The 21,058-nt window shown below is 45.2% G+C and carries 24 protein-coding genes and 1 pseudogene; 7 read left to right on the top strand and 18 right to left on the bottom strand.

What is annotated here, in order from left to right; all coding sequences use genetic code 11:
- Window positions 1–21 precede the first annotated feature (21 nt).
- The 10 genes and pseudogenes from BTA30_RS16805 to fabL form a co-directional block, all read right to left on the bottom strand.
- The gene (locus BTA30_RS16805) at window positions 22–876 is read right to left on the bottom strand and encodes an ABC transporter permease (RefSeq protein WP_076762474.1); all 855 of its coding nucleotides are present in this window, start codon (window positions 874–876) and stop codon (window positions 22–24) included.
- A gap of 48 nt (window positions 877–924) precedes the next feature.
- Window positions 925–1,926 (bottom strand): ABC transporter permease, encoded by a 1,002-nt coding sequence (locus BTA30_RS16800; protein WP_076762457.1) that lies wholly within the window; start codon window positions 1,924–1,926, stop codon window positions 925–927.
- Between the two features lie 21 nt (window positions 1,927–1,947).
- Window positions 1,948–3,546, bottom strand: a complete 1,599-nt coding sequence (locus BTA30_RS16795) for an ABC transporter substrate-binding protein (RefSeq protein ID WP_076762456.1) — start codon at window positions 3,544–3,546, stop codon at window positions 1,948–1,950.
- Window positions 3,543–4,499: an ABC transporter ATP-binding protein gene (locus BTA30_RS16790; protein WP_076762455.1), complete on the bottom strand. Its 957-nt coding sequence runs from the start codon at window positions 4,497–4,499 to the stop codon at window positions 3,543–3,545. Before BTA30_RS16790 ends, BTA30_RS16795 begins: the two co-directional genes overlap by 4 nt.
- Complete coding sequence (locus tag BTA30_RS16785) at window positions 4,492–5,475, bottom strand: ABC transporter ATP-binding protein (protein WP_076762454.1); 984 nt, start codon at window positions 5,473–5,475, stop codon at window positions 4,492–4,494. Before BTA30_RS16785 ends, BTA30_RS16790 begins: the two co-directional genes overlap by 8 nt.
- 129 nt (window positions 5,476–5,604) lie before the next feature.
- A complete protein-coding gene (locus tag BTA30_RS16780; RefSeq protein WP_076762453.1) occupies window positions 5,605–7,347 on the bottom strand; it encodes an ABC transporter ATP-binding protein in 1,743 nt (580 codons plus the stop codon).
- Window positions 7,348–7,424: 77 nt separating this feature from the next.
- Entirely contained in the window at window positions 7,425–7,955 is a 531-nt protein-coding gene (gene ntdP, locus BTA30_RS16775) for a nucleoside tri-diphosphate phosphatase (RefSeq protein WP_076762452.1), read from the bottom strand.
- Window positions 7,956–8,117: 162 nt separating this feature from the next.
- The gene (locus BTA30_RS16770) at window positions 8,118–8,363 is read right to left on the bottom strand and encodes a YgaB family protein (RefSeq protein WP_076762451.1); all 246 of its coding nucleotides are present in this window, start codon (window positions 8,361–8,363) and stop codon (window positions 8,118–8,120) included.
- Window positions 8,364–8,535: 172 nt separating this feature from the next.
- A pseudogene (locus BTA30_RS16765) lies at window positions 8,536–8,685 on the bottom strand (gamma-type small acid-soluble spore protein); the annotation flags it as partial.
- Window positions 8,686–8,778: 93 nt separating this feature from the next.
- On the bottom strand, window positions 8,779–9,531 hold the full coding sequence (gene fabL / locus BTA30_RS16760; protein WP_076762449.1) for an enoyl-[acyl-carrier-protein] reductase FabL: 753 nt from the start codon (window positions 9,529–9,531) through the stop codon (window positions 8,779–8,781).
- A gap of 79 nt (window positions 9,532–9,610) precedes the next feature.
- Between fabL and yfhS the strand changes: the two genes are divergently transcribed.
- Window positions 9,611–9,835 carry a mother cell protein YfhS gene (gene yfhS, locus BTA30_RS16755; RefSeq protein WP_076762448.1) on the top strand — a complete coding sequence of 75 codons (225 nt, stop codon included), beginning with the start codon at window positions 9,611–9,613 and terminating at the stop codon, window positions 9,833–9,835.
- A 25-nt stretch (window positions 9,836–9,860) separates the two neighbouring features.
- Here yfhS and mutY read toward each other — a convergent pair whose 3' ends face one another.
- Entirely contained in the window at window positions 9,861–10,946 is a 1,086-nt protein-coding gene (gene mutY, locus BTA30_RS16750) for an A/G-specific adenine glycosylase (protein WP_076762447.1), read from the bottom strand.
- 231 nt (window positions 10,947–11,177) lie between these two features.
- Here mutY and BTA30_RS16745 point away from each other — a divergent pair, with 231 nt between their 5' ends.
- A complete protein-coding gene (locus BTA30_RS16745) occupies window positions 11,178–12,161 on the top strand; it encodes a metal-dependent hydrolase (RefSeq protein ID WP_076762446.1) in 984 nt (327 codons plus the stop codon).
- Here BTA30_RS16745 and BTA30_RS16740 read toward each other — a convergent pair.
- From BTA30_RS16740 to BTA30_RS16720, 5 genes are all read right to left on the bottom strand, one after another.
- Window positions 12,158–14,737: a YfhO family protein gene (locus BTA30_RS16740; RefSeq protein ID WP_076762445.1), complete on the bottom strand. Its 2,580-nt coding sequence runs from the start codon at window positions 14,735–14,737 to the stop codon at window positions 12,158–12,160. The two genes, BTA30_RS16745 and BTA30_RS16740, sit on opposite strands and share 4 nt — an antisense overlap.
- Complete coding sequence (locus tag BTA30_RS16735) at window positions 14,734–15,135, bottom strand: GtrA family protein (RefSeq protein ID WP_076762444.1); 402 nt, start codon at window positions 15,133–15,135, stop codon at window positions 14,734–14,736. Before BTA30_RS16735 ends, BTA30_RS16740 begins: the two co-directional genes overlap by 4 nt.
- Window positions 15,104–16,063 carry a glycosyltransferase family 2 protein gene (locus tag BTA30_RS16730; protein ID WP_076762443.1) on the bottom strand — a complete coding sequence of 320 codons (960 nt, stop codon included), beginning with the start codon at window positions 16,061–16,063 and terminating at the stop codon, window positions 15,104–15,106. Before BTA30_RS16730 ends, BTA30_RS16735 begins: the two co-directional genes overlap by 32 nt.
- A gap of 215 nt (window positions 16,064–16,278) precedes the next feature.
- Window positions 16,279–17,142, bottom strand: a complete 864-nt coding sequence (locus BTA30_RS16725; RefSeq protein ID WP_076762442.1) for an NAD(P)/FAD-dependent oxidoreductase — start codon at window positions 17,140–17,142, stop codon at window positions 16,279–16,281.
- A 27-nt stretch (window positions 17,143–17,169) separates the two neighbouring features.
- Window positions 17,170–17,439, bottom strand: coding sequence for a YfhJ family protein (locus tag BTA30_RS16720; protein ID WP_076762441.1), 270 nt, complete (start codon window positions 17,437–17,439; stop codon window positions 17,170–17,172).
- A gap of 131 nt (window positions 17,440–17,570) precedes the next feature.
- Here BTA30_RS16720 and BTA30_RS16715 point away from each other — a divergent pair, with 131 nt between their 5' ends.
- Together BTA30_RS16715 and BTA30_RS16710 are read left to right on the top strand one after the other, a co-directional pair.
- Complete coding sequence (locus BTA30_RS16715) at window positions 17,571–17,720, top strand: small, acid-soluble spore protein K (protein ID WP_003179924.1); 150 nt, start codon at window positions 17,571–17,573, stop codon at window positions 17,718–17,720.
- A 26-nt stretch (window positions 17,721–17,746) separates the two neighbouring features.
- A complete protein-coding gene (locus BTA30_RS16710) occupies window positions 17,747–17,917 on the top strand; it encodes a YpzG family protein (RefSeq protein ID WP_083696897.1) in 171 nt (56 codons plus the stop codon).
- A gap of 32 nt (window positions 17,918–17,949) precedes the next feature.
- On the opposite strand, the gene BTA30_RS16705 is transcribed toward BTA30_RS16710, so the two are convergent.
- Complete coding sequence (locus tag BTA30_RS16705; RefSeq protein WP_076762472.1) at window positions 17,950–18,264, bottom strand: YfhH family protein; 315 nt, start codon at window positions 18,262–18,264, stop codon at window positions 17,950–17,952.
- A 5-nt stretch (window positions 18,265–18,269) separates the two neighbouring features.
- Window positions 18,270–19,061 carry a recombination regulator RecX gene (recX, locus tag BTA30_RS16700; RefSeq protein ID WP_076762440.1) on the bottom strand — a complete coding sequence of 264 codons (792 nt, stop codon included), beginning with the start codon at window positions 19,059–19,061 and terminating at the stop codon, window positions 18,270–18,272.
- 68 nt (window positions 19,062–19,129) lie between these two features.
- On the opposite strand from recX, the gene BTA30_RS16695 reads away from it, so the two are divergent.
- From BTA30_RS16695 to BTA30_RS16685, 3 genes are all read left to right on the top strand, one after another.
- Window positions 19,130–20,029: a TIGR01777 family oxidoreductase gene (locus BTA30_RS16695; protein WP_076762439.1), complete on the top strand. Its 900-nt coding sequence runs from the start codon at window positions 19,130–19,132 to the stop codon at window positions 20,027–20,029.
- A gap of 264 nt (window positions 20,030–20,293) precedes the next feature.
- Window positions 20,294–20,833 carry a GNAT family N-acetyltransferase gene (locus BTA30_RS16690; RefSeq protein ID WP_076762438.1) on the top strand — a complete coding sequence of 180 codons (540 nt, stop codon included), beginning with the start codon at window positions 20,294–20,296 and terminating at the stop codon, window positions 20,831–20,833.
- Window positions 20,834–20,898: 65 nt separating this feature from the next.
- Window positions 20,899–21,012, top strand: a complete 114-nt coding sequence (locus BTA30_RS16685) for a YfhE family protein (protein ID WP_076762437.1) — start codon at window positions 20,899–20,901, stop codon at window positions 21,010–21,012.
- The last annotated feature ends 46 nt before the right edge of the window (window positions 21,013–21,058 follow it).

Below are 21,058 nucleotides of genomic sequence, written 5' to 3'. Positions count from 1 at the left end.
TAACGACGTCGTTAACCGGTTTTATTTACCTTCTTTCAGCTTCGGGTCAAGGGTATCCCTAAGCCCGTCACCCATTAAATTAAAGCCGAGCACCGTCAGCATGATCGCTATACCTGGGAAAAGTAAAGTCCAGGGCGCCTGTGCCAAATAAGGCCTGGCATCTGCAAGCATTTTTCCCCATTCAGGGTTTGGAGCCTGCGCCCCCAATCCCAAGAAGCCGAGCGCTGCCGCTTCAATAATCGCGGTTCCGATATTGAGCGTAGCTTGGACGATAACCGGAGCCATGCTGTTCGGAAGAATATGTTTAAACATCATTCTCAGATTGGTCATACCGACAGCCCGTGCCGATAATATATACTCTTCCTGTTTGATGCTGAGCACTTTTGAACGGACAAGCCTTCCGAATGTCGGGATGTTGATGATGGCGATTGCGATCAGCGCATTTTCCAATGAGGGTCCAAGGATCGCGACGATCGCAATCGCGAGCAAAATGCTTGGAAAGGCAAGCATGATATCAAATATTCTTGAAATCACAGCATCCCCCCATTTTCCGTAAAATCCCGCAATCAGCCCTAAAAGGGTTCCCGCCAAAGCTGAGCCCAAACACGAGAAAAACCCCACCCATAACGAGAGCCTTGCTCCGTACAGCACTCTTGAAAAGATGTCCCTGCCAAAATCATCCGTTCCAAAAAGGTGTTCAGCGGACGGAGCCGCAAGCCTGTCTGACAGCGACTGGTCATTTAATCCGTAAGGAGCGATCAGCGGTGCGAAAATGGCCAGCAGGATAAACAGCGCGACTAAAATACTGCCGGCTGCAGCCAATTTATGTTCAAAGAAACGCTGAATATTTTCTGACAGAGGCGAGCGGACTTTCATTTCTCCCCTCTGCCGTTCATTTTGCAGCACAACCACATTCTCCGCCTCCTAATATTTAATTCTCGGATCGATGACGGCATAAAGCAGATCAACGATAAAATTGATCATCACGAAGATGAAGGCGATCACGAGGATCCCCGATTGAATCACCGGGTAGTCGCGGTAACTGATCGCATCGTAAATGTAGCGGCCGATGCCCGGCCAGGCAAAAATCGTCTCCGTCAGAATGGCACCGCCTAGTAAAAGTCCTGTTTGCAGACCAATGACAGTAAGGATCGGAATAAAAGCATTTTTTAAGCCGTGCTTATAGATCACGAAAGGCATATGAACGCCTTTTGCTTTTGCAGTACGGATATAATCAGACTGAAGGACCTCTATCATACTCGCTCTCGTAATTCTCGCGATGATCGCCGCCGGTATGGTGGCAAGAGCTGTTCCCGGCAAGACTAAATGGCGGATCGTTTCAATAAACTGATCTAATCTTCCATGCCATAATGTATCGATCGTATGAATGTAGGTGACGGCTTCAACCGGATTTCTGACATTTTCCCTTCCAGTCGTTGGCAGCCAGCCAAGTTCAATTGAAAAAAACCATTGTCCCATTAATCCCAGCCAAAATATCGGCATGGACACCCCGATTAAAGCAACCAGCATGGCGATATAGTCAAACACAGAGTTCTTAAACCACGCGCTGATGATTCCGGCATTTACGCCGATAAACACCGCGATCACCATGGCGAAAAAAGCAAGTTCGAGAGTGGCGGCTAAATACGGCTGCATTTCTTTTGTTATCGCCGCTCCCGTGCGGATTGAAGTGCCTAAATCCCCTTTCAGCAAATCTCCGATATATCTTCCGTATTGCATATACCAAGGCTGATCAAGACCGAGCTGAATGGTCAGCTGCTCGACCGCCTCCTTTGTCGCTCGCTGGCCGAGAATCACCTGGGCCGGGTTGCCGGGAATAAAGCGGATGATCGAAAAAACGACCAGTGTCATGCCGATCAGAACGGGGATCAGCATGACGGTCCGTTTTAAACAGTAAGCAAGCAATGGCTGTCACCACCTTGTGAACTATTTAAACTCTACGCCGGATAATACTTCACTTCCTGTCGGGTGCGGGACATATCCTTCAATTTCTTTTGCACCGGCCAAAATCGGTGTCGAGTGGACAAGCGGAACCCAAGGCGATTCTTCATGAATGAGCTCCTGCGCTTTTTCATAAAGCTTATTTCTCTTCTTTTGATCAGGATCTGACTGAGCCTCGATTAACATGTCATGAAGCTTGTCATTGCTGAAATACGTATAGTTGTTTCCGCCGATATTGTCTTTATCGAGCAGTGTGTAGATAAAGTTATCCGGATCGCCGTTGTCCCCGGTCCATCCCATCAAAAACGAATCGGCTTCACCTTTGCTGACTCTGTCTATATATGTGGCCCAGTCATAGGTGACGATTTCCGCTTTGACTCCGATCTTTTCAAAGCTTGATTGTATCACTTCGGCGATTTTCATACCGTCCGGCATATATGGACGCGGAACAGGCATTGCCCACAGCTGCATCTTAAATCCGTCCGGATATCCGGCTTTTTTCAAAAGCTCTTTTGCCTTTTCAAGGTCATACGGATAAGGCTGGACTTGCTCATGATAGCCTTCCAGCGACGGAGGAAGCGGATTTTTTGCCGGTTCGGCAAGCCCTCCATAGAAAGAATCGATGATCGCCTGTTTATCAACAGCGTGATTTAACGCCTGGCGCACAAGCTTATTGTCGAGCGGCTTTCTTGTTGTGGTCAGCCCGAGGTAGCCGACATTCATCGAAGGTCTTTCAAAAATTTTCAGATTGGCGTCTGCTTTAATACTTTCAATATCTGACGGATTTACACCGTCCATTAAATCGATTTCGCCTGTCTTAAGCGCATTCAGGCGGGCTGAGTTTTCAGGAATGGCTCTGAAAATGATCTTTTTCAATTTCGGCTTGTCTTGATCCCAATAGTCTTCAAATTTTTCAAGGACAATCCGGTCGTTCGGCTTCCATTCTGCAAATTTATAAGGGCCCGTGCCGACGGGGTGTTCTCTGAATTTATCCCCGTATTTTTCAATTGCTGCCGGGCTTGCAATCCCAAAGGAAGTCATCGCAAGGTTCTTTAAAAACGGCGCCTGAGGGCGTTTTAAAAGAAATTGGATTTTATGATCGTCAAGGACTTTTATTTCTTTAATGACATGCCCATCATCTTTTTTATAGCCTCCAAACATGCCGTAGTAAGGAAATTTTTCTTCGTCCCCATTCATCCATCGTTCAAAATTATATTTGACAGCTTCTGCATTAAAATCGGTTCCGTCATGGAATTTCACGCCTTTTCTCAGCTCAAGCGTGTATGTCAGACCGTCATCTGAAGCATCCCATTTAACCGCAAGCCCTTCCTTAAGCGTTGTGTCCTGCTCCCCGTAGTTGAGCAATGTTTCAAACATGTTGATGGTTACTTTAAATGCCTCTCCTTCAGTTGTCGTGATCGGATCAAGCGAAGTTGAATCACCGCCTCTGCCAACAATGAGTGTATCTTTTTCATTTTTCGCCCCGCCGCCGTCTTTTTCGCTCTCTTTACCCGAGCACCCCATTAAGAAAGCGGAAATGATCAGCATAATCCCCAATCCTTTTAACCAGCTTTTTCTTTTCATTCTATAGCCCTCCTGTTATTTAAATGGCATGCCGCATAATGCCCTTCCGATATTTCATCCAGGAAAGGCTCCGATTCCCTGCATACCGCTTCGCGCTTAGTACACCGCCCGTAGAAAGGGCATCCTTTCCCGCTTGCATCCGGAGCGTCCCCCTCCAGCATCGCTTCATTAGCCTGCCCTTTGCCGATAACCGGAACAGCCGCTAAAAGAGCTTCTGTGTAAGGATGCTTCGGTTCTCTAAATAATGTTTCAGCATCTGACACTTCGACGATTTTTCCAAAATACATGACAGCGACCCGGTCGCTGATATAGCGAACAACCCCAAGATCATGAGAAATAAAGAGAAAGGTTAAGGAAAATGCTTCCTGCAGATCAGATAATAAATTGAGGATTTGCGCCTGAACAGATACATCAAGCGCGGATACGGGTTCATCGGCGATGATCAATTTCGGTTTGGTGATCAGCGCTTTCGCAATCCCGATCCTTTGCCTCTGTCCCCCGCTGAATTGATGAGCATAACGCTCTCCATACGAATCATCCATCCCAACGATCTCGAGCATCGAACGGACGACTTCTTTCCGCTCCGCTTTCGTTCCTAAACGATGAACAATCAGCGGTTCTTCTAAAATATCTTTGATTTTCATGCGCGGATTTAATGAGGCATACGGATCTTGAAAAATCATTTGAAAATGCCGCCTCATCCTGCGCAGCTCTTTTGCATCAAGCCCAGTGAGCTCCCTTCCGAGAAATGTCACCTTGCCTGAAGTCGGTTCAGTCAGCCGCAGTATGGATTTTCCCAATGTTGATTTTCCGCATCCCGATTCACCGACAATGCCCAAGATCTCGCCTTTTTTGACTGAAAATGAGACGTCATCTACCGCCTTGACCGTTTTATTTCGGGCAGCCGAATAATGCGTTTTCAGCCTGTTGACGCGCAAAAGTTCATTATCCATTTGCCCCACCTTCCTCCTCAAAGAGAAAGCACCTTACTGAATGATCATCTGCCAGTTTGCTCAAATTCGGCTCCTCCTGAATGCAGCGCTCAATTTTGTGAGGGCATCTTGGCGCAAACATGCAGCCTTTTTTGATCGCCCCCGGCCTTGGCACCTGCCCCTCAATTGAAGACAGCCTTTCAGATTTGCTGGTAAATGCGGGAATCGAGGCGAAAAGACCTTTCGTATAAGGATGTTTCGGACTGTCAAAAATGGCTTTGACACTGCCTTCTTCAACTATGCGGCCGGCATACATGATCATCACCCGCCCGCAAATGTTGTGGACGACGCCGAGATCATGGGTGATCAGCAGAATCGCCGTCTTAAATTCGGCATTCATTTTTTTCAAAAGAGAGAGAATCTGCGCTTGGATTGTCACATCAAGAGCTGTTGTCGGCTCATCGGCAATCAGCAGCTTCGGCTCACAGATTAAAGCCATCGCGATCATGACCCGCTGCCTCATTCCGCCCGACAGTTCGTGGGGATACTGCTTCAGCAGCTGGCTGGGCCTCGGAAGGCCGACGGTTTCAAGCATTTGAACGGCTTGTTTGTTCGCTTCTTTTCTTTGAATGTGTGTATGGCTGGAGAGTGCTTCTGTCAGTTGATCGCCTATTGTAAAAAGAGGGTTGAGAGAGGTCATTGGCTCTTGAAAAATCATCGCTAATTCATTGCCGCGCATATGTCTCCATTCTTTATCAGACTGCAGGAGAAGATCTTTTTTCTGAAACAGAATCCGGCCCGTTGTATTGGTATTTGCGTTCAGCCCCATCAATGCCAAAGATGTGACGCTTTTGCCGCAGCCTGACTCCCCGACTACTCCAGTGATTTCTCCATGATGGATTGTGAAAGAAACGCCTTGAACAATCGGGATTTCGGTTTTTTTCTTTTGAAACGAAATAGATAAATCCGATACTTCAAGCAATTTTTCTTTTGTCACTTATACACCTCCGGAGCTTGTATTTTTTAAATTGTATTTAGACAAGCTAGGAAATATGAACGAAATTTATAACGAGAAAAAAGCCCGACCTCCGTTTGGATTCAAACGAAAGTCAGGCTTTCTGACGATTCAGCTTAATTTTTGGATTGTGAATAGATGTTTGTAATGGCCGTCTCGGTTCATTAATTCCTCATGCGTGCCGGCTTCTGCGACCTGTCCGTTTTCGATGACAACGATTTTATCTGCGTGAGTAATAGTTGACAGTCTGTGGGCAACAATAAAAGTCGTCCGGTCTTTTGCGAGCTTTTCCATCGCTTCCTGAATGTAGTGTTCGCTCTCAAGGTCAAGCGCTGAAGTAGCTTCATCCAAAATTAACAGTGGCGGGTTCTTCAGGAACACCCTTGCAATTGAAATCCGCTGTTTCTGTCCTCCGGATAGTTTTACTCCTCTTTCTCCAACCTTTGTATCATAGCCGCCCGGCAGCTCCATGATAAAATCGTGGGCATTTGCAGCTTTTGCCGCTTCAATGATTTCTTCCATTGATGCTTCCGGATTTCCGATGGAAATGTTTTCGCGGATCGATTCGCTGAACAAAAAGGTGTCCTGAAGCACCATGCCGACCTGGTTTCTTAAGCTTCGCGCCTGATAGTCCCGCACATCGATCCCATCAATATATAAGTTTCCGGCAGTGACATCGTAGAATCTCGGAATCAGGCTGACAAGCGTTGATTTTCCGCCCCCGCTCATCCCGACAAGTGCGATCGTTTCTCCCTGCTCGGCTTTTAGAGAGAGGTTTTGCAAGATCATTTCATCCGTTTTTTCATATTGAAACGAGACATTCTTAAATTCGATCATTCCTTTTAAACGATCTGCATTCACGGCATTCGGTTTATCTTTCAATTCATACGGCTCATCAATAAATTCAAACAGCCTATCCATGGACGCGATGGATTGGGTTAATGTCGTCGACGAATTGATCAGGCGACGCAATGGATTGTAGAGGCGTTCGATATAGCCGAAAAACGCCACCATCGTTCCCACCGTCAGGGACCCGTGAATCACATGATAACCGGCGACCGTAATGATGATCAGCGGGGCAAGATCGGTAATCGTATTGACAACGGCAAACGTTTTCGCGTTCCAAGCCGTATGGCGGATAGCCTTTCCGAGAAAATTGCCATTCTCATGATCAAACTGCTTTTGTTCATGATCTTCGATGGCAAAGCTTCTGATAACAGGCATCCCCTGAACCCTTTCATGAAGATGGCCCTGCACTTCGGCCAAAGCCTGTGAACGCTCCCTCGTCAAGGTTCTGAGCCTGCCGTAGAAAAATTTGACAGACAGCCCGTAAAGCGGGAACAGCACGATCGAAATCAGCGTCAATTTCACATCCATCGTCAGCATAATGGTGATGGCGATAAAAATCGTCATGACGTCAAGCCATACATTCATAAGACCAATAATGACAAATTCCTTCGTTTGCTCAACATCATTGATCACCCTTGAAATGATTTCACCAGTGCGTGTATTCGCATAATACCTGAGGCTCAATTTTTGAATGTGGGAAAAAAGCCTGTCCCTGATATCATACAGCACCTTGCTCGCCGTCCATTGTGCGAAATACTGCCTATAATATTCGACCGGCGGCCTAAGCACCAAAAAAATGGCGAACATGACCGCCATTACGATAAATAAGGTGGATGTTTTTTCTTCAACGGTTCCGCTTCCCTGAATGATATCATCCACAACATATTTCAGCAGAAGCGGAATCGCAAGCGGAATAGAGAATTTTATAATACCAATCAGAACCGTCAAGATGATTTTCCATTTATATGGCTTGACAAATTCCATATACCTTTTGATTACACCCACACGTCATCCCCCCCTCTTTATATTGATGGTGTGAGTTCACTGCAAAAAACCTGTTGAGGTTCAACAGGTTTTTTGGCTTATTTTGTATAATGCAAAAACCGTTCATACCAAATATCGATAAACTCTGAAGCAAACGGGCCTTTTCTCTGATGAATCCAATGCAGCAATGTATTTAAGTGGAATCTTAAAATGCCGTCTATTTCCTTCGGATAATTCATCGCCTTTTTATGATCGGCATATTCATCTTCATCAAGGATATGATACGTCATATCCGGAAAGACCTTCACGTCCAGATCATAGTCGATGTATTTGATGGCTTCATCATCCAAAGCAAATGGCGAGCTGATATTGCAATAGTAATAAATCCCGTCTTCACGAAGCATGCCGATGACATTAAACCACTGCTTTGCATGGAAATAACAAATTGCGGGCTCTCGCGTCACCCATGTCCGGCCGTCAGATTCTGTGACCATTGTCCGGTCATTGGCGCCGATGATGCACAATTCCGTTGCTTTTAAAATCGTCGTTTCACTCCATATCCGATGGATTTGCCCATTGTGCTTATAGCTATGAATTTGAATGGTTTCTCCTTCCTTGGGAAAGTCCATGTTTCTCCCCTACTTTCTTTGCAAAAGCCTTACAAGTCAGTGTGTCACATTGCCTGTCCGACAGTTCTTTTATTTATTATAACGTTTGAAAATAAAAAATGAAAATAAAACAGCCACTCCGGATCAGGAATGGCTCCTTTTAAGGTAGCTATAAAGAGAGACTCACGCTTCAATTTTTTGATAAGCTTGAATCACCTGCTCCGTCTGCTTTTGAAACAAATCCTGAATAGCAGCAAGATCTTTTCGTTTTTGAGATATCTCTTCCCGAATCGCTGAAAGCTGCGCTTTTTTTTCAAGAGACGCAAATTCTTTTTCGATCGCCTGACACCTCTCGATCTCGGATTGAAGATACAACAGCTCATCCATAATCTCCATCTGCCCCTGAACCAAATTTTCAAATTCCGGCATTCAGATCCTCCATTCTATCACTACTCCATTTATTGCCTATGTATCATTTCTCTATACCTTCAGAATGTCCTTTGACTGATTGTGCCTAAGAATCGGAAATTTTGTCGGACCGCAGAGCTAAAAGAAAAAAGCACCTCATCCGATGGTGAAGTGCTTTTTCCTGTTTCAGTGATTAGCTGTTTTGCTGTTTGTTTTGCTCAGCTTGCTGGTTATTTTTTCTAACTTGCTGCGCGTCAGTTTCGCTGGCAAATTCAGTGCCGAACTGACCACCTTGTGCAGAAGCTTGGTTTTGTTGTCTTACTTTTTGTGCGTTTGTTTTGGATTGTTGTTGTTGTTGGTTAGCCATTGTATATCACCTCCACGACAATTAGATTGTGCAGGAGGCTGATATCCTATTCACTTTGGCCAAAAATAATTAAACGAGCAGGGAACGGCCGCCGTCAATGATGATGGTCTGGCCGCGGATCATGTCCGCTTTTCCAGAAGTTAAAAATTCAACCGCATCAACCATATCATCGATCTCAACCATGCGGCCGGCAGGCGTGTTTTGCCGCGCATCTTCGAGAAGCTCTTCACGATTTGGAAAATGTTTCAGCGCGTCTGTATCGATCGCCCCGCCGGATACGGCATTAACGACAATGTTTTTCGCTGAAAGCTCAACGGCAAGATATCTAGTCAATGATTCCAGCGCCGCTTTTGAAACGCCGACCGTCGTATAGTTTTCCAAATAGCGGATCGAGCCGAGCGAGCTGATGCTGACAATGTGGCCGCCTCCTGTTTTCTCCATCAGTTTTGCCGCTTCTTGGGCGCAGAAAAGCAAGGCTTTGGCATTGATGTTCATCGTCCAGTCCCAATGGCTTTCTTCAAGCTCCATGACCGGGCGCAGTACGCCTGAAGCGGCATTATTGACGAACACATCCAGCCTGCCGAATGCTTCTTCAATTTGCTGAAACATATCGTTTATTTTCGCCGGCTGTCCGACATTCGCTTTGACGACTAATGCTTTTACGCCAAGCTTTTCAATTTCTTCAGCCGTTTCAAGGGCTGCTTTTTTGCTTCTTGCGTAGTTGATGACAATATTGTAGCCGTTCTTGGCTAATCTGAGAGCGGCCGCTTTTCCGACGCCGCGGCTGCTTCCTGTAATAAGCGCACATTTTCTTTGTTCCATCTGTTTTTCATCTCCTAGTATAGTTATTTGAATTCGTTTAAAAATAAAGAGACATCATCAAAAAGGAGGCTTTCGCCTTATGTACGTAGGACGGGACATGAGTGAACTTGATCAGACCCCGAAGCATGAGTGGAAGGAAACAGAACTTCTCTTTTTCCACCACGCCTTCCAGCAAATGATGCCCTTCTTAAATGAGGAAGGACATGCCGAATACTTGGAAGTTGTCAAAGAAATCCAAGCAAGAGGCGGATTGCACCGCCATGAAGCCGACTATACGCACGGCACAGACATTCCATATGACTAATGGGCAGCATGCACAGTCAAGCTGCCTATTTCATATACATATTCCATATTTTCTGATGCGAAACCGGGAAAGCGTATTCTTCAAGCTCTTCTTTCGTTACCCTTTTCAAGTAGGATTCATCCGGCTTGTTCATTGTTTTCCCGAAAAACACGGAGATGTTCCAGACAAGGTGGGTAAAGACATGTTCAACGACCCCTTCAAGCGGGCCGATTTCCGCCTCAACCCCGGCTTCTTCTTTTAAGAAGGCGGCAAGCTGCTCACGTTCGGGTTTGAGACCCTTTTCTGTTTCGGTATTTGGAAATTCCCAAAGATTCGCTAACAGGCCGCGTCCAGGTCTTTTATGGATGTAAAGGTATCCTTCTTCATCAGTGAGGACTACGGCAGCCAGGCTTTTGAGAGACGGTTTCTTCTTTTTGCTTTTGACCGGAAGCTCTTTTTCACAGCCTTCTGCAAACGCGGAACAATGTTCGCGGACGGGACAGAGAAGGCAGGAAGGCGATTTCGGAGTGCAAATAACCGCTCCGAGCTCCATCAGCCCCTGATTGAATTCAGACGGTTTTTCTTTTGAAATAAAGGCTTCGACAATTTTTTCAAACACCGTTTTTGTTTTTGGTTTTGCGATATCATCCCATACAGAAACAATTCGCGACATCACCCGCATGACGTTGCCGTCGACCGCCGGAATCGGCTGATCGTAGGCAATGCTCAGCACCGCCCCTCTTGTGTAAGGGCCGACGCCTTTTAGACCGCCAAATTCCTCTTTTGAAGACGGAACCGCTCCTCCGTATCGTTCATGGACTTCTTTGACTGCGCTTTGCAGATTCCGGACCCTTGAATAGTATCCCAGTCCTTCCCATGCTTTAAGCACTTTTTCTTCGTCAGCTTCAGCAAGCGCCTCTACGTTCGGAAATTTTTCAATGAAGTTATTGAAATACGGGATAACGGTATCCACCCTTGTCTGCTGAAGCATCACCTCAGAAACCCATACCTTATAAGGATCGCTGTCTAAACGCCAAGGCAGATCCCGTTTTTCTTTTTCATACCAAGAAATTAAATCTTCTTGAAACTGTTTAATGTTCTTTTGCTCTAATTTCTTTTCTAAATCATTCATGAAACTTCTCCTTGCCGGTCATCGTCACATTAACATACTATACTTTTGCTGCATCGGCTTTTTGTTGTAAACTGTATGCATATACGATAACATGTTACATTAAAAGTGAGGAAAGCAAAAGCGTTAAATATTTCAGGCAAGATCCATATCATTGCTCTTCTTGGTTTTGCTTTTGGAATTTGCTTTTTGGGCAAGCTGAACATGATTTCTAGCACCATTAGGAGGTCACCAATGGATACTGGCACACATGTTGTCATGGGGGTTGCGCTCGGCGGCATTGCGACTTTAGATCCCGTCGTCGGAACGGATCCTTCAATGGCCCAGGCCGTGATGATTGCGGCAATCGCCGGATCACAGGCTCCGGATATTGATACGATTTTAAAATTAAAAAATAATGCTGTATATATAAGACACCACAGGGGATTCACGCATTCCATCCCCGCTGTCCTCGCTTGGTCGCTGATGATTCCGGGCATTCTGTTTTTGTTTTACCCTGAAGCAAACTTGCTTCATCTGTGGCTGTGGACGCTTGCCGCAGTCGCGCTCCATGTGTTCGTTGATATCTTTAATGCATATGGGACACAGGCTGTCAGACCGTTTTCAAAGAAATGGGTGGCGCTCGGTCTGATTAATACATTTGATCCGTTTATTTTCACCAGCCATCTTGTGGCGATTGCCGCTTGGCTTGCAGGCGCCCATCAAGGATATACATTTTTGGCCCTTTATATCGTCTTAGCGGGATACTACCTGCTGAGGTTATTAATGCAAAGAAGAATCAAACGGTCGCTTCACGCTAAAATTGATGATATTGAAGAAATTATCATTTCGCCGACAATGAAATTCAGACAGTGGCGAATCGCCGTCAAGACTAAATCCGCTTTCCACGTCGGAAGAAGCATTGAAGGGAACGTCGTCATCATCGATACATTCAACAGGGTGCCGATGCCCGAATCAACTGTTATGAAAGCAGCGAAACAGGATAAAAACATTTCCGCCTTTCTCTCTTTCTCACCGGTTTACAGATGGGAAATCGATACGTATAAAGACCATTATGAAGTCCGTTTTATCGATTTGAGATACCGCAGCAAAGGACACTATCCGTTTGTCGCCATCGCCCATATCGAACGGGACAATTTGGATTTGATCACATCCTATACGGGGTGGATTTTCAGCGAAGAAAAACTTCAGAAAAAATTAAAGCTTGGCTCTGTTTAAGAGCCAAGCTTTTTTCTTCTTCTGCTGTACCATATGCCTGCGGCAAGACTGATGATAGTGATCGCCAATGTGGCTTTAAAATATGGCGGGTAATAGACAAGCTGAATGTCGTTGTCCCCTTTTTCGATGGAAAAGCCGATAAAGGAATAGTTCGCTTTTTCCACGTCTTGTTTCTTTCCGTTCACCATCAGTTCCCAGCCTTTTTCATACGGAATCGGGAGCACCATGTAGCGGTCTCCGCTTTTGTTCTCATAGCTGATGGACAATTTATTTTGTTCCCAGCTCATGTCGGCTTTCGGAGCGTTTTTTGCCGCCGCTTTTTTTAAGGTTTGATAGTCTTCCTGATATAAGTTCAGATTGTCCAGCTTATATTTTCCTTTTGGAAGCCTGATTGAAATCTTTTCCGCTTTCGGAACCCTGATTGTCAAATCATAAATTCCTGTCTTGTAAATCGACTGATTTGATTTTCTTGACGTGACATAATCGTTGATCTGCAGGTTAAAAAACTGGTCTTTAGCAAGGCTTTTCAAATAAAATTCAACATAATAGTCGCCTTCATTCGGAAGTCCGCTTTCAGGGATGAGATCAATCCCTCCCTTTTCCGCTGTTACTTCGAGCACACCGTTTTGATACCTTGCTCCCTTTGTTTTGATCTTCGTCTGCCCGATCAAATTCGAAATTTGAGGCGGCTGTTCTTTTTCTTGATGGTTTTCCAGCACAATCCCTTCAAGCATCGCATGCTCTTTAGCCAAAACGGGAGCTTCGGCTAAATCTTTTTCAGTAAACACGGTTTTAGCCGTGCGGATAAACGGCAGTGTGTACTTATTCTTATAGACGGCATAATGCTCTGATTCATCCGTTTTCTCAAATCCATATGGAACATCAGGGGCATTCTCTTTTTCCGTCATATAATATTTTCCGTACAGCAGGCTGTACAGATTGGCGCGGTCCCCCATTGTTGCATAGCGGCTGACGCTTTCTCTTTCCATATCAATTTGCAGGTCTTTCCAATAAAACAGCAGCAGATGCTGGTTGAGAATGCTTGAATAGGCGCTGAAACCGTTAAAGTGCTGGATCAGCGGCGTATTGTTGCGAACGCCGTTCATCCAATCGATCCTTGTGTATTGATCCCCGCCATCATCTTTCTTCATGTTTTCCAAAAGTTCACGCTGCTCTTCACCATTATACTCATTGCTGGTCAGATAGCTTTTCGTCACGCTTTTAATATCGCTCGCCTCGGACAGAACGTATTTCTGGTATGTATTGGCAACCAATACCGCTGATGCCAAAAGACATCCGTGTAAAAGCAGATGCGCTTTTTTGTATTTTATGCCGGCTGCCGCAAAGGCGGCAATCGTCAAAAACAGCAGAACAAGAATGCTCCAGTTTTTGACCAAAGACAAATCAAGATCTTTGTGCCAGATCGCGGCGATATAGATGAAGAGGACGAGGAGGCTTGAATATAAAATCTCTTTCCTGCTGATATTTTTAAGCTCTTTGATCCCGATTGCAATAGCGCCGCCTATCGTAAAAGCAAGCAAATATTCAAAGCGGTTCTGCGGTGCGGAAAACCCGTTGAACACACTAGCCGCAAGCGGACTGTAATGCAGGATCACCAGCAAAACACTGATTCCGGCAAACAGCCTGAACGTCTTGTTCTTATAGAAAGAAAACACGAATAAGAACAGCAAAAAGACGGACGGCAGAAGAATGATACGGCTTGAGAATAAAATGTTGTCTGTGAAGTCATACAAAGCGACCGCTTGATCATACGGAGGACGCAAATTGTTCAGAAAGCCGTAAACAGCCGGCACAAAGGAAACAGCGCTGATCCCAAAGGAAATCAGACAGGATACGGCAAACAGCCTGAACTGCTTCCACCTTGTCTCCTCTTGTTCATCAAGCCTGATCAGCCAGCGGAAGATGACATAGATGGCAATGAAAATCAAATTGATATACGCAAAATAAAAATTGCTAAACAGCGTCAAGGAACATGCTGTAATAAACAGGCCCGTCCGCTTTTCCCTGATGATTTTCTCGGCTCCTGCAACAAGCAAAGGAAGCCAAAGCATGGCATCACTGAAAAATTCCCAGAACACCGTATGGCGAAAATAGATAACAGATGTTCCGTATAAAACGGCACCTGTAAAAGCGGCCAGCTTATGTTTCACCATATAGTGAAACGCATATGACGCGATTAAAATGATCAGACCCAGCTTCACCACACTGATAAAAACGGCGGCTTGCGCCCAGAACAGGGTATCCGCATCTCCGGCTAAGTGCATGATCTGCATCAGAAAAACAGCGGCGAAAGAAGCGATATATACAAAAGATGTCGTAAAATAATAGCCCAGCTGACTGTAGATCCCGCCGCCGAGACCGAAGGAATACGAGTAAAAAAAGCTGCCGTTTTTATACTGATCATACAGAAATGATTTAAAGACGATCATTTGTGCAAGTCCGTCACCGTTTCCAGTCATATAACGGTCATTTGCCCATTCGATTAAAAAAAAGGAATGGGCGATCACAGAAATTGCAAAACTTGAGATGGCAAATAAGAAGACTGTTTTTTTCATACTCTTCCCCTGTCTTTTTTCAAAATCTTCCCTGTCAGCAAAAATGTCAGAGGAACGGTTAAAAACATGGAAGCCAGAGGAGCTGCCGAACTGTTCATCTTCAAAAAGTTTACAAAAACATACACAAACAAAGAAGAAGCGGCCAAATTAAACAGCTGTGTCAGCGGAAACTGCAAAAATTTCGAAAAGGTCGGTTTGATTTTAAAAGTAAAATAACAATTCAGGAAAAATGAAATCACAAGGCTGACAAAAAAAGCGGCAATATGGGACACCATATAATTCATTTGCAGCAAAATATGCAGCAGCAAATAAACCGCATAGTAATTCAAAGTATTCACGACGCCGACAGCGGCAAAGCGAATAAATTCAAGATTCATTTTTCTCATGAGTTTCTCCATGGCTGATGTTTGCCTCCTGTATTAAATAATGAGGCCGCTTTTTCGTCTCATAGTAAATTCGCCCAATGTATTCGCCTATGATTCCGAGGCTGAGAAGCTGAACCCCTCCGAGAAACAGCACAGCGGAAATAATTGTAAAATATCCCGGAACAATGACACCGTATTTCAAAATGCGAATGAAGGTTGCAGCGATATAAATAAGAGAAAGAAAAAGAATAAAGATTCCAGTGTAAAAACACATTCTCAGCGGTTTGTTGTTAAACGAAACAACTCCGTCGATTCCATAGTTAAGCAAGTGGCGGAACGACCACTTCGTCTTTCCGTTTTTCCTTTCGACATTTTCATAATATATAATCTTCTGGTCAAAGCCGATCCAGCAAAACAGCCCTTTTGAAAAACGGTTTCCTTCACTCAGCTTTAAGAGCGCGTGGACCGCTTTTCTGCTCAAAAGACGAAAATCCCCGACACCGTCCCTTAGGTCTACTTCAACCGCATTGTTGATAAAACGGTAATAAAGCGAAGACAAATAGGAGCGCAAGGGATTGTCCCCCTTTCTGTTGCGCTGGGCGACCACTTGGTCATAGCCTTCCTCATATCCTTTAATAAAATCGTGCAAGAGGTACGTCGGGTGCTGCAAATCCGCATCCATGACGACGACGGCATCGCCACGGGCATGCTGAAATCCGGCAAGAATAGCCGCTTCCTTACCGAAATTTCTTGAAAAAGAAATGTATTTGACCCGCTCGTTTTTTTCTGCCAGATTTTTTATTTCCTCCAGCGTTTGGTCTGTGCTGCCATCATTTATGTAATAAATTTCATATTCATAATCAATGGTTTGAAATTCGTTCCTTAACGATTGATAAATCAGTTTAATGTTGCTTGCTTCATTATATGAAGGAATAATAATTGAAACGAATCCTTTCTTCACTTAAAGGCACCTCTTTTAGACATAATAAAATCGCATCCGGCATCTGTTTGATCGGCAGGATACTGATCCGTGCATGTTCGTCATCCGCACAAAAGGAAAACTGTGGGTATGCTGCACTATTTTCTACAAGATTATTTTGTCATTATATCAGACATCTATGAACAAGTGGTAAAAAAATGATATCCCTAGGGAAGAACAAGGGTTAATTTGCCATTTTATGAAGTTTGCCTTGTTGGGTCATACTTTTTCAAATCAATGCCAGGATCTTCACCATATGCTAAAGATGCAGCGAGCGCCCCGGCTACGACCCGGGAATCGGCAAATGACACGATATAATGGTCTGTATCCGGTAAAACAACCGGCCACTTGTCAGTATCTTGATCAGGCATCTTTAAATGAACAATCTGCCCGCGCTGGGGCTCTAGATGAAGGTGAATACCCAAAGGCTGGGTCAGTTGATTCGTCCATGCCCCGGCGGCCAATATCACTTTGTCTGCACAAATAAACTGCCCGTCCACCCTCGCCCCGTTTAGGCGGCCCTGATGAAAAGACAGCTCTGCCTTGCCTTCTTGCAGAACGGCGCCGCGCTTTACGGCTGCCTGAAGAAGAGCATTCCGCAGGAGATGGCCGTCAACGCGGGCTGCTCCGGTTATATAAATGGCTTCCATCCCTTCTGCAAGCGGGGGAAAAAGCTTTCTTGCTTCCTTATTCGATAGTCGGGCGATTTCGCCTGCTCCCGGCTCAGCTTCTGTTTGTTCTCTTAATTTTCTTTCAATTCGGCCGAGTGCTTCCAGATCCCTGCTGACGCGAAGCGCACCCGTTTTTCCATACCCGAATTCGGCTGCTCCGTCTTCTTTAAGCTGTGAAACAAGTGAGGAATAATATCCGACTCCCTCTTTTGCCAAACGATACCAGTCTTCACCTCTGGATGAAAACCACGGACAGATAATGCCCGCTCCAGCCTTCGTTGATTGGCCTTTATGCCCTTCATCCAAAACCGTCACATCTGCTCCTTTTTTCACTAGATGATATGCTGCGCTTGCACCGGCAATTCCCGAGCCAATGACGATCGCTTTCATTTCATCATTCCTTTCTGAAAGAAACGTTTAATGCAGCAGTCCATGATCTCCTGTCAATAGATCCACAAACGAAGACTTTTCGGTCTGAAATAAATGCAAATGGCTGCCATAATGCTCAATCCATTCTAAAACAACACGCTCTGTCAGTTCTTTTCCTCTATACGGATGGCCGGCTTTGGCAAATGTCGATTCGAAATCCTCCCACAGCAGTTCAATCCATGTTCTGGCTTGTGCATAGCTCAGCATATGATTTTTTTCGAGAAGCGCATTTGTCAGCTTTTCAAAGTGTGCTTCCACCTTGAATATTCCCTCCTTCCCTTAGGAAAAAACTTTCTTTTTGAAAACGTCGTCCATTTCATATACTAACCTTACGTCTTCTGAACCGAAGACGCAAACATTTTGGACTTGAATGGAGGAGCCCTAAAAAGATGCGAAATAAATCGAGAGGCTTTCCGAACATGAATAACAATAAATTTGAAGGTGAGCCCCGGGCCAAAGATGATTTTGCTTCAAAGCGCCCTGACGGAAGCACAAATACTCATCCGCAAGAAAGAATGAGAGCTTCCGGCAAACGCTAAATTATTCTGGGATGGAGTGATTTTCTTTGTGTGCAAACCGCAAGCCGTATACAAATGATTTTTACCAGATGAAAACGCAAAACTATCCGCAGCCATGGGCCAACACAAAGCATGCGCGCGCGCAGGTAAACGGAGAAACGCAGCAAACACAAGACCTTATGATTCTCCAGCGCAACACGCGCATCCGTACAAGATAACAAAATACGCATGAAAAGGGTTAAGCTATGTCTTAATCCTTTTCTTTTAACAAAGAAATCGGCAGGGCCTCTTCATGATCGGGTGTATTGAGTCGGTGCCCCCAGGCGAAGACGCCGTTTAAATAGCGAATGTAAAAATCCTCTTCCGCCCCTTCAATTTCGTAAATGACATCGGGTTTAAAATCGGCCGGATCGAGAAGATATGCTTTTGCCATTGCAATTTTCCGCTCATGGACGGCCAGTTCATTGACGATTCCCATTTGCTCAGCCTTTCTCGCCTTTTCTGTCAGGACTCCGATTTCCCTTTGCAATTCGTGCTCTGTCATTTCGCTGTATCTTTTCTCCATTTTCCTCATCCCTTTTCATCCAAAAATTGGTCAATCATATCAATCGAAAAACCTTTTCTAAACAAATACTGCTTGACCTTCATCTTCGTTTCGTAAGAACCATCATAGCTGTAGCGCCGCATGGCTTTTTCTCCCTGCTTATACAGAGCTTCTCTTTCTGCATCATGTTCGTTTTCATAATCCGTCTCCAAAAGAGCGGCCGAGATGACATCGAAGGAGAATCCCTTGCGAATGAGCTGCTGTTCGATCGCTTGTTTCGTCTCTTTAGAGGATAGCTTTTTTCCTTTTTTTACTACTTTTCCGGCATGCTTAACGGCTGTTTCAACCTGTTCTGAAAAGGTAAATGAGCCTAGCGCTTCCTGGATGATGTTATCATCAACACCTTTTATTCGAAGCTCCCTGTAAAGAACGTCTGGTCCTTTGCCGCTCGTTTTGCGGTGGGTGCTGACATATGCCGCCGCAAATTCCCGGTCGTCCAAATATTGATATTCGTTCAGCATATGTATGATTTCTGTCACCGCAGAATCTGGGACGCCTTTTTTCTTGAGATGGTCTTTGACTTCTTTCGTTGAGCGCATCCTGTAGGATAAATAATCAAGCGCTTTATTAAACCCTTTTCGGATGTCATCGCCATACTGGATTTCGATGACGTCAAGCTCATCGAGCTCCTTCCCTTTCCGCAGATCAAATTTGACGAGAATATCCAGGTCAACGCTGAACGCGTATTTTTCATCCAGAAATATATTAACCCGCTCTTCATTGTTTTTCTGAGAAGAAATTTTTGTAATATAAGGCATAAAAGCTCCCTTCTTTCGTTTTCTTCTTTTAAAATGAGGTAAAGGATCTCCAAAAGGGAGTGATCATGATGAAAATTGCAATCGCCGGCGGAACAGGCTTTATCGGCAAGCACCTGTCAAACGCTTTAACCGCCGGGGGACATCACGTTTATATTTTATCAAGAAATCCTGCGGAAACGGAACAAAAAACCCTTTCTCATGTTCTTTGGCAAAGAAACGGCGCCCGGCCTGAAACCGAACTGCCTGAAATCGACGTGTGGATCAATTTGGCCGGAAAATCGCTTTTCGGCCGCTGGACTGAAAAAACAAAGACGGAGATTGTGAACAGCCGCCTTCGCTCTGTGCAGGAGTCCGCGCGTATTATCGAAAAGCTGGATGCAAAGCCGAAAGTCCTCATTCAAGCAAGCGCTGTCGGGATCTACGGGACGAGCCTTGACCAAACATTCACAGAAGATTCGGCTGTTTCAAACCGCGATTTTCTGAGCCGGACGACGGCTGCCTGGGAAAAGGAAGCGGGACAAATCGAAGCGCTTGGAATTCGCACCGTATACATGCGTTTTGGCATGGTCCTCGGAAAAGACGGCGGAGCGCTTCCGAAAATGGCGCTTCCTTATCAACTGTTTGCAGGAGGGCGAATCGGTTCAGGCACCCAATGGATACCGTGGATTCATATTGATGACGCGCTCGGCTTGATTCAGTCGGCGATGGATAACCAGCAGCTGTCAGGCCCGATCAATGCCACAGCTCCAAATCCCGTGCAGATGGAGGCATTCGGAAAAACAATCGCCAAGGTGAAAAAACGGCCGCATTGGATTCCGGTTCCCGAATTTGCGATAAAAGCCGTCCTGGGTGAAATGAGTCTGCTGGTGCTAAAAGGACAGCGCGTTCTGCCGAAAAAGACCCTATTAAACGGTTATCATTTCTTGTATCCCGAATTGGAAGACGCCCTGAAGGATCTTCTTGTATAAGATAATGTATTTCCCGCAAAAGCCTTGTCGCTTTTCGCCTCCCAGCTGCGTAAAATGTAGAAACCATTAGCAGCAGATGTGAATAGGGAAGGCAAATGGTGCGCCACCAGATCTTCTGGTTTTAGTGGGTTCGATTCCCACCCCGAATTTTTTAATGCTTGAGCAAGAAACGGCGGATGTTTTTTCCGCAAATTAAAAAATTTCGAGGGTGGCTGGAGCCTGTTTGCAACTGGAAGACCGCCCTCACATTAAGGAGGGGCTGCCATGCTGAAAAAACGAGAAATGACCGACTGCTCTGCGCTTTTTGAACTTATGATCCATCCGGAAGTCTTCCCTTTTGTCAGAAATAAAGCAGCGACCATTGAGGAATATATGTTTCACGTCAAAAACATGATGGAAGAGGAAGAACAGGGAAAGCTGATATCCCGTACGATTCTCGATGAATGGGAAAATCCGATCGGCTGCATCAGCTTGTATGACATAGAGGGGAATGAGGGGTTTCTTGGCACTTGGCTCGGCAGGACTTTCCACGGCAAAGGCTATAACCAGCGGGCAAAAAACGCGTTTTTCTGCGAGCTTTTTTACGAGAAAAATATTGAAACGGTTTTGATGAAAATCAGAAAAACAAACACACGCTCACTTAAAGCGGCAAAAAAGCTGCCATATGCCATCCAGGCTGCCCCTGAAAGGCTGAAAGAGGCTGATTGCGGAGCATTTTACCTATTTGAAATACCGAAAGATTTGTACTCTTTATACAGCATGAGAACGTTTGAAGACGAAAACCGCCGGCTAAAAGAAGCTTAATCCTGAATAAATGCCTCTGAAACGGACAGCCTGTGAATAATCTGATCTTATAGGAGGCTTTAAAAATGGCTGACAAGAAAAAACGGGAGCGCTTCAAATCCCCCCTGAACAAAACGCAGGAAGTCAGATATTCGCGGGAATTTAAAAGAGCGGAGCGCGCTGCCAGGGAAAAATCGTAATGCATAGCGGCTGTCTGATCAGCGAACAATAATCACGACCGGCTGA

It is taken from the genome of Bacillus swezeyi (assembly GCF_001969815.1).
GTDB lineage: Bacteria > Bacillota > Bacilli > Bacillales > Bacillaceae > Bacillus > Bacillus swezeyi.
Note: the sequence above shows the minus strand (reverse complement) of the source record. Positions and strands in the feature narration are given on the sequence as shown.

What these genes read in the sequence shown, in the direction of transcription:
- BTA30_RS16805 (WP_076762474.1), bottom strand. Translation starts at nt 876, where the DNA reads ATGAAAGTCCGCTCGCCTCTGTCAGAAAATATTCAGCGTTTCTTTGAA.
- BTA30_RS16795 (WP_076762456.1), bottom strand. Translation starts at nt 3,546, where the DNA reads ATGAAAAGAAAAAGCTGGTTAAAAGGATTGGGGATTATGCTGATCATT.
- BTA30_RS16790 (WP_076762455.1), bottom strand. Translation starts at nt 4,499, where the DNA reads ATGGATAATGAACTTTTGCGCGTCAACAGGCTGAAAACGCATTATTCG.
- ntdP (WP_076762452.1), bottom strand. Translation starts at nt 7,955, where the DNA reads ATGGACTTTCCCAAGGAAGGAGAAACCATTCAAATTCATAGCTATAAG.
- BTA30_RS16770 (WP_076762451.1), bottom strand. Translation starts at nt 8,363, where the DNA reads ATGCCGGAATTTGAAAATTTGGTTCAGGGGCAGATGGAGATTATGGAT.
- fabL (WP_076762449.1), bottom strand. Translation starts at nt 9,531, where the DNA reads ATGGAACAAAGAAAATGTGCGCTTATTACAGGAAGCAGCCGCGGCGTC.
- yfhS (WP_076762448.1), top strand. Translation starts at nt 9,611, where the DNA reads ATGTACGTAGGACGGGACATGAGTGAACTTGATCAGACCCCGAAGCAT.
- mutY (WP_076762447.1), bottom strand. Translation starts at nt 10,946, where the DNA reads ATGAATGATTTAGAAAAGAAATTAGAGCAAAAGAACATTAAACAGTTT.
- BTA30_RS16745 (WP_076762446.1), top strand. Translation starts at nt 11,178, where the DNA reads ATGGATACTGGCACACATGTTGTCATGGGGGTTGCGCTCGGCGGCATT.
- BTA30_RS16740 (WP_076762445.1), bottom strand. Translation starts at nt 14,737, where the DNA reads ATGAAAAAAACAGTCTTCTTATTTGCCATCTCAAGTTTTGCAATTTCT.
- BTA30_RS16735 (WP_076762444.1), bottom strand. Translation starts at nt 15,135, where the DNA reads ATGGAGAAACTCATGAGAAAAATGAATCTTGAATTTATTCGCTTTGCC.
- BTA30_RS16725 (WP_076762442.1), bottom strand. Translation starts at nt 17,142, where the DNA reads ATGAAAGCGATCGTCATTGGCTCGGGAATTGCCGGTGCAAGCGCAGCA.
- BTA30_RS16715 (WP_003179924.1), top strand. Translation starts at nt 17,571, where the DNA reads ATGCGAAATAAATCGAGAGGCTTTCCGAACATGAATAACAATAAATTT.
- BTA30_RS16705 (WP_076762472.1), bottom strand. Translation starts at nt 18,264, where the DNA reads ATGGAGAAAAGATACAGCGAAATGACAGAGCACGAATTGCAAAGGGAA.
- recX (WP_076762440.1), bottom strand. Translation starts at nt 19,061, where the DNA reads ATGCCTTATATTACAAAAATTTCTTCTCAGAAAAACAATGAAGAGCGG.
- BTA30_RS16695 (WP_076762439.1), top strand. Translation starts at nt 19,130, where the DNA reads ATGAAAATTGCAATCGCCGGCGGAACAGGCTTTATCGGCAAGCACCTG.
- BTA30_RS16690 (WP_076762438.1), top strand. Translation starts at nt 20,294, where the DNA reads ATGCTGAAAAAACGAGAAATGACCGACTGCTCTGCGCTTTTTGAACTT.
- BTA30_RS16685 (WP_076762437.1), top strand. Translation starts at nt 20,899, where the DNA reads ATGGCTGACAAGAAAAAACGGGAGCGCTTCAAATCCCCCCTGAACAAA.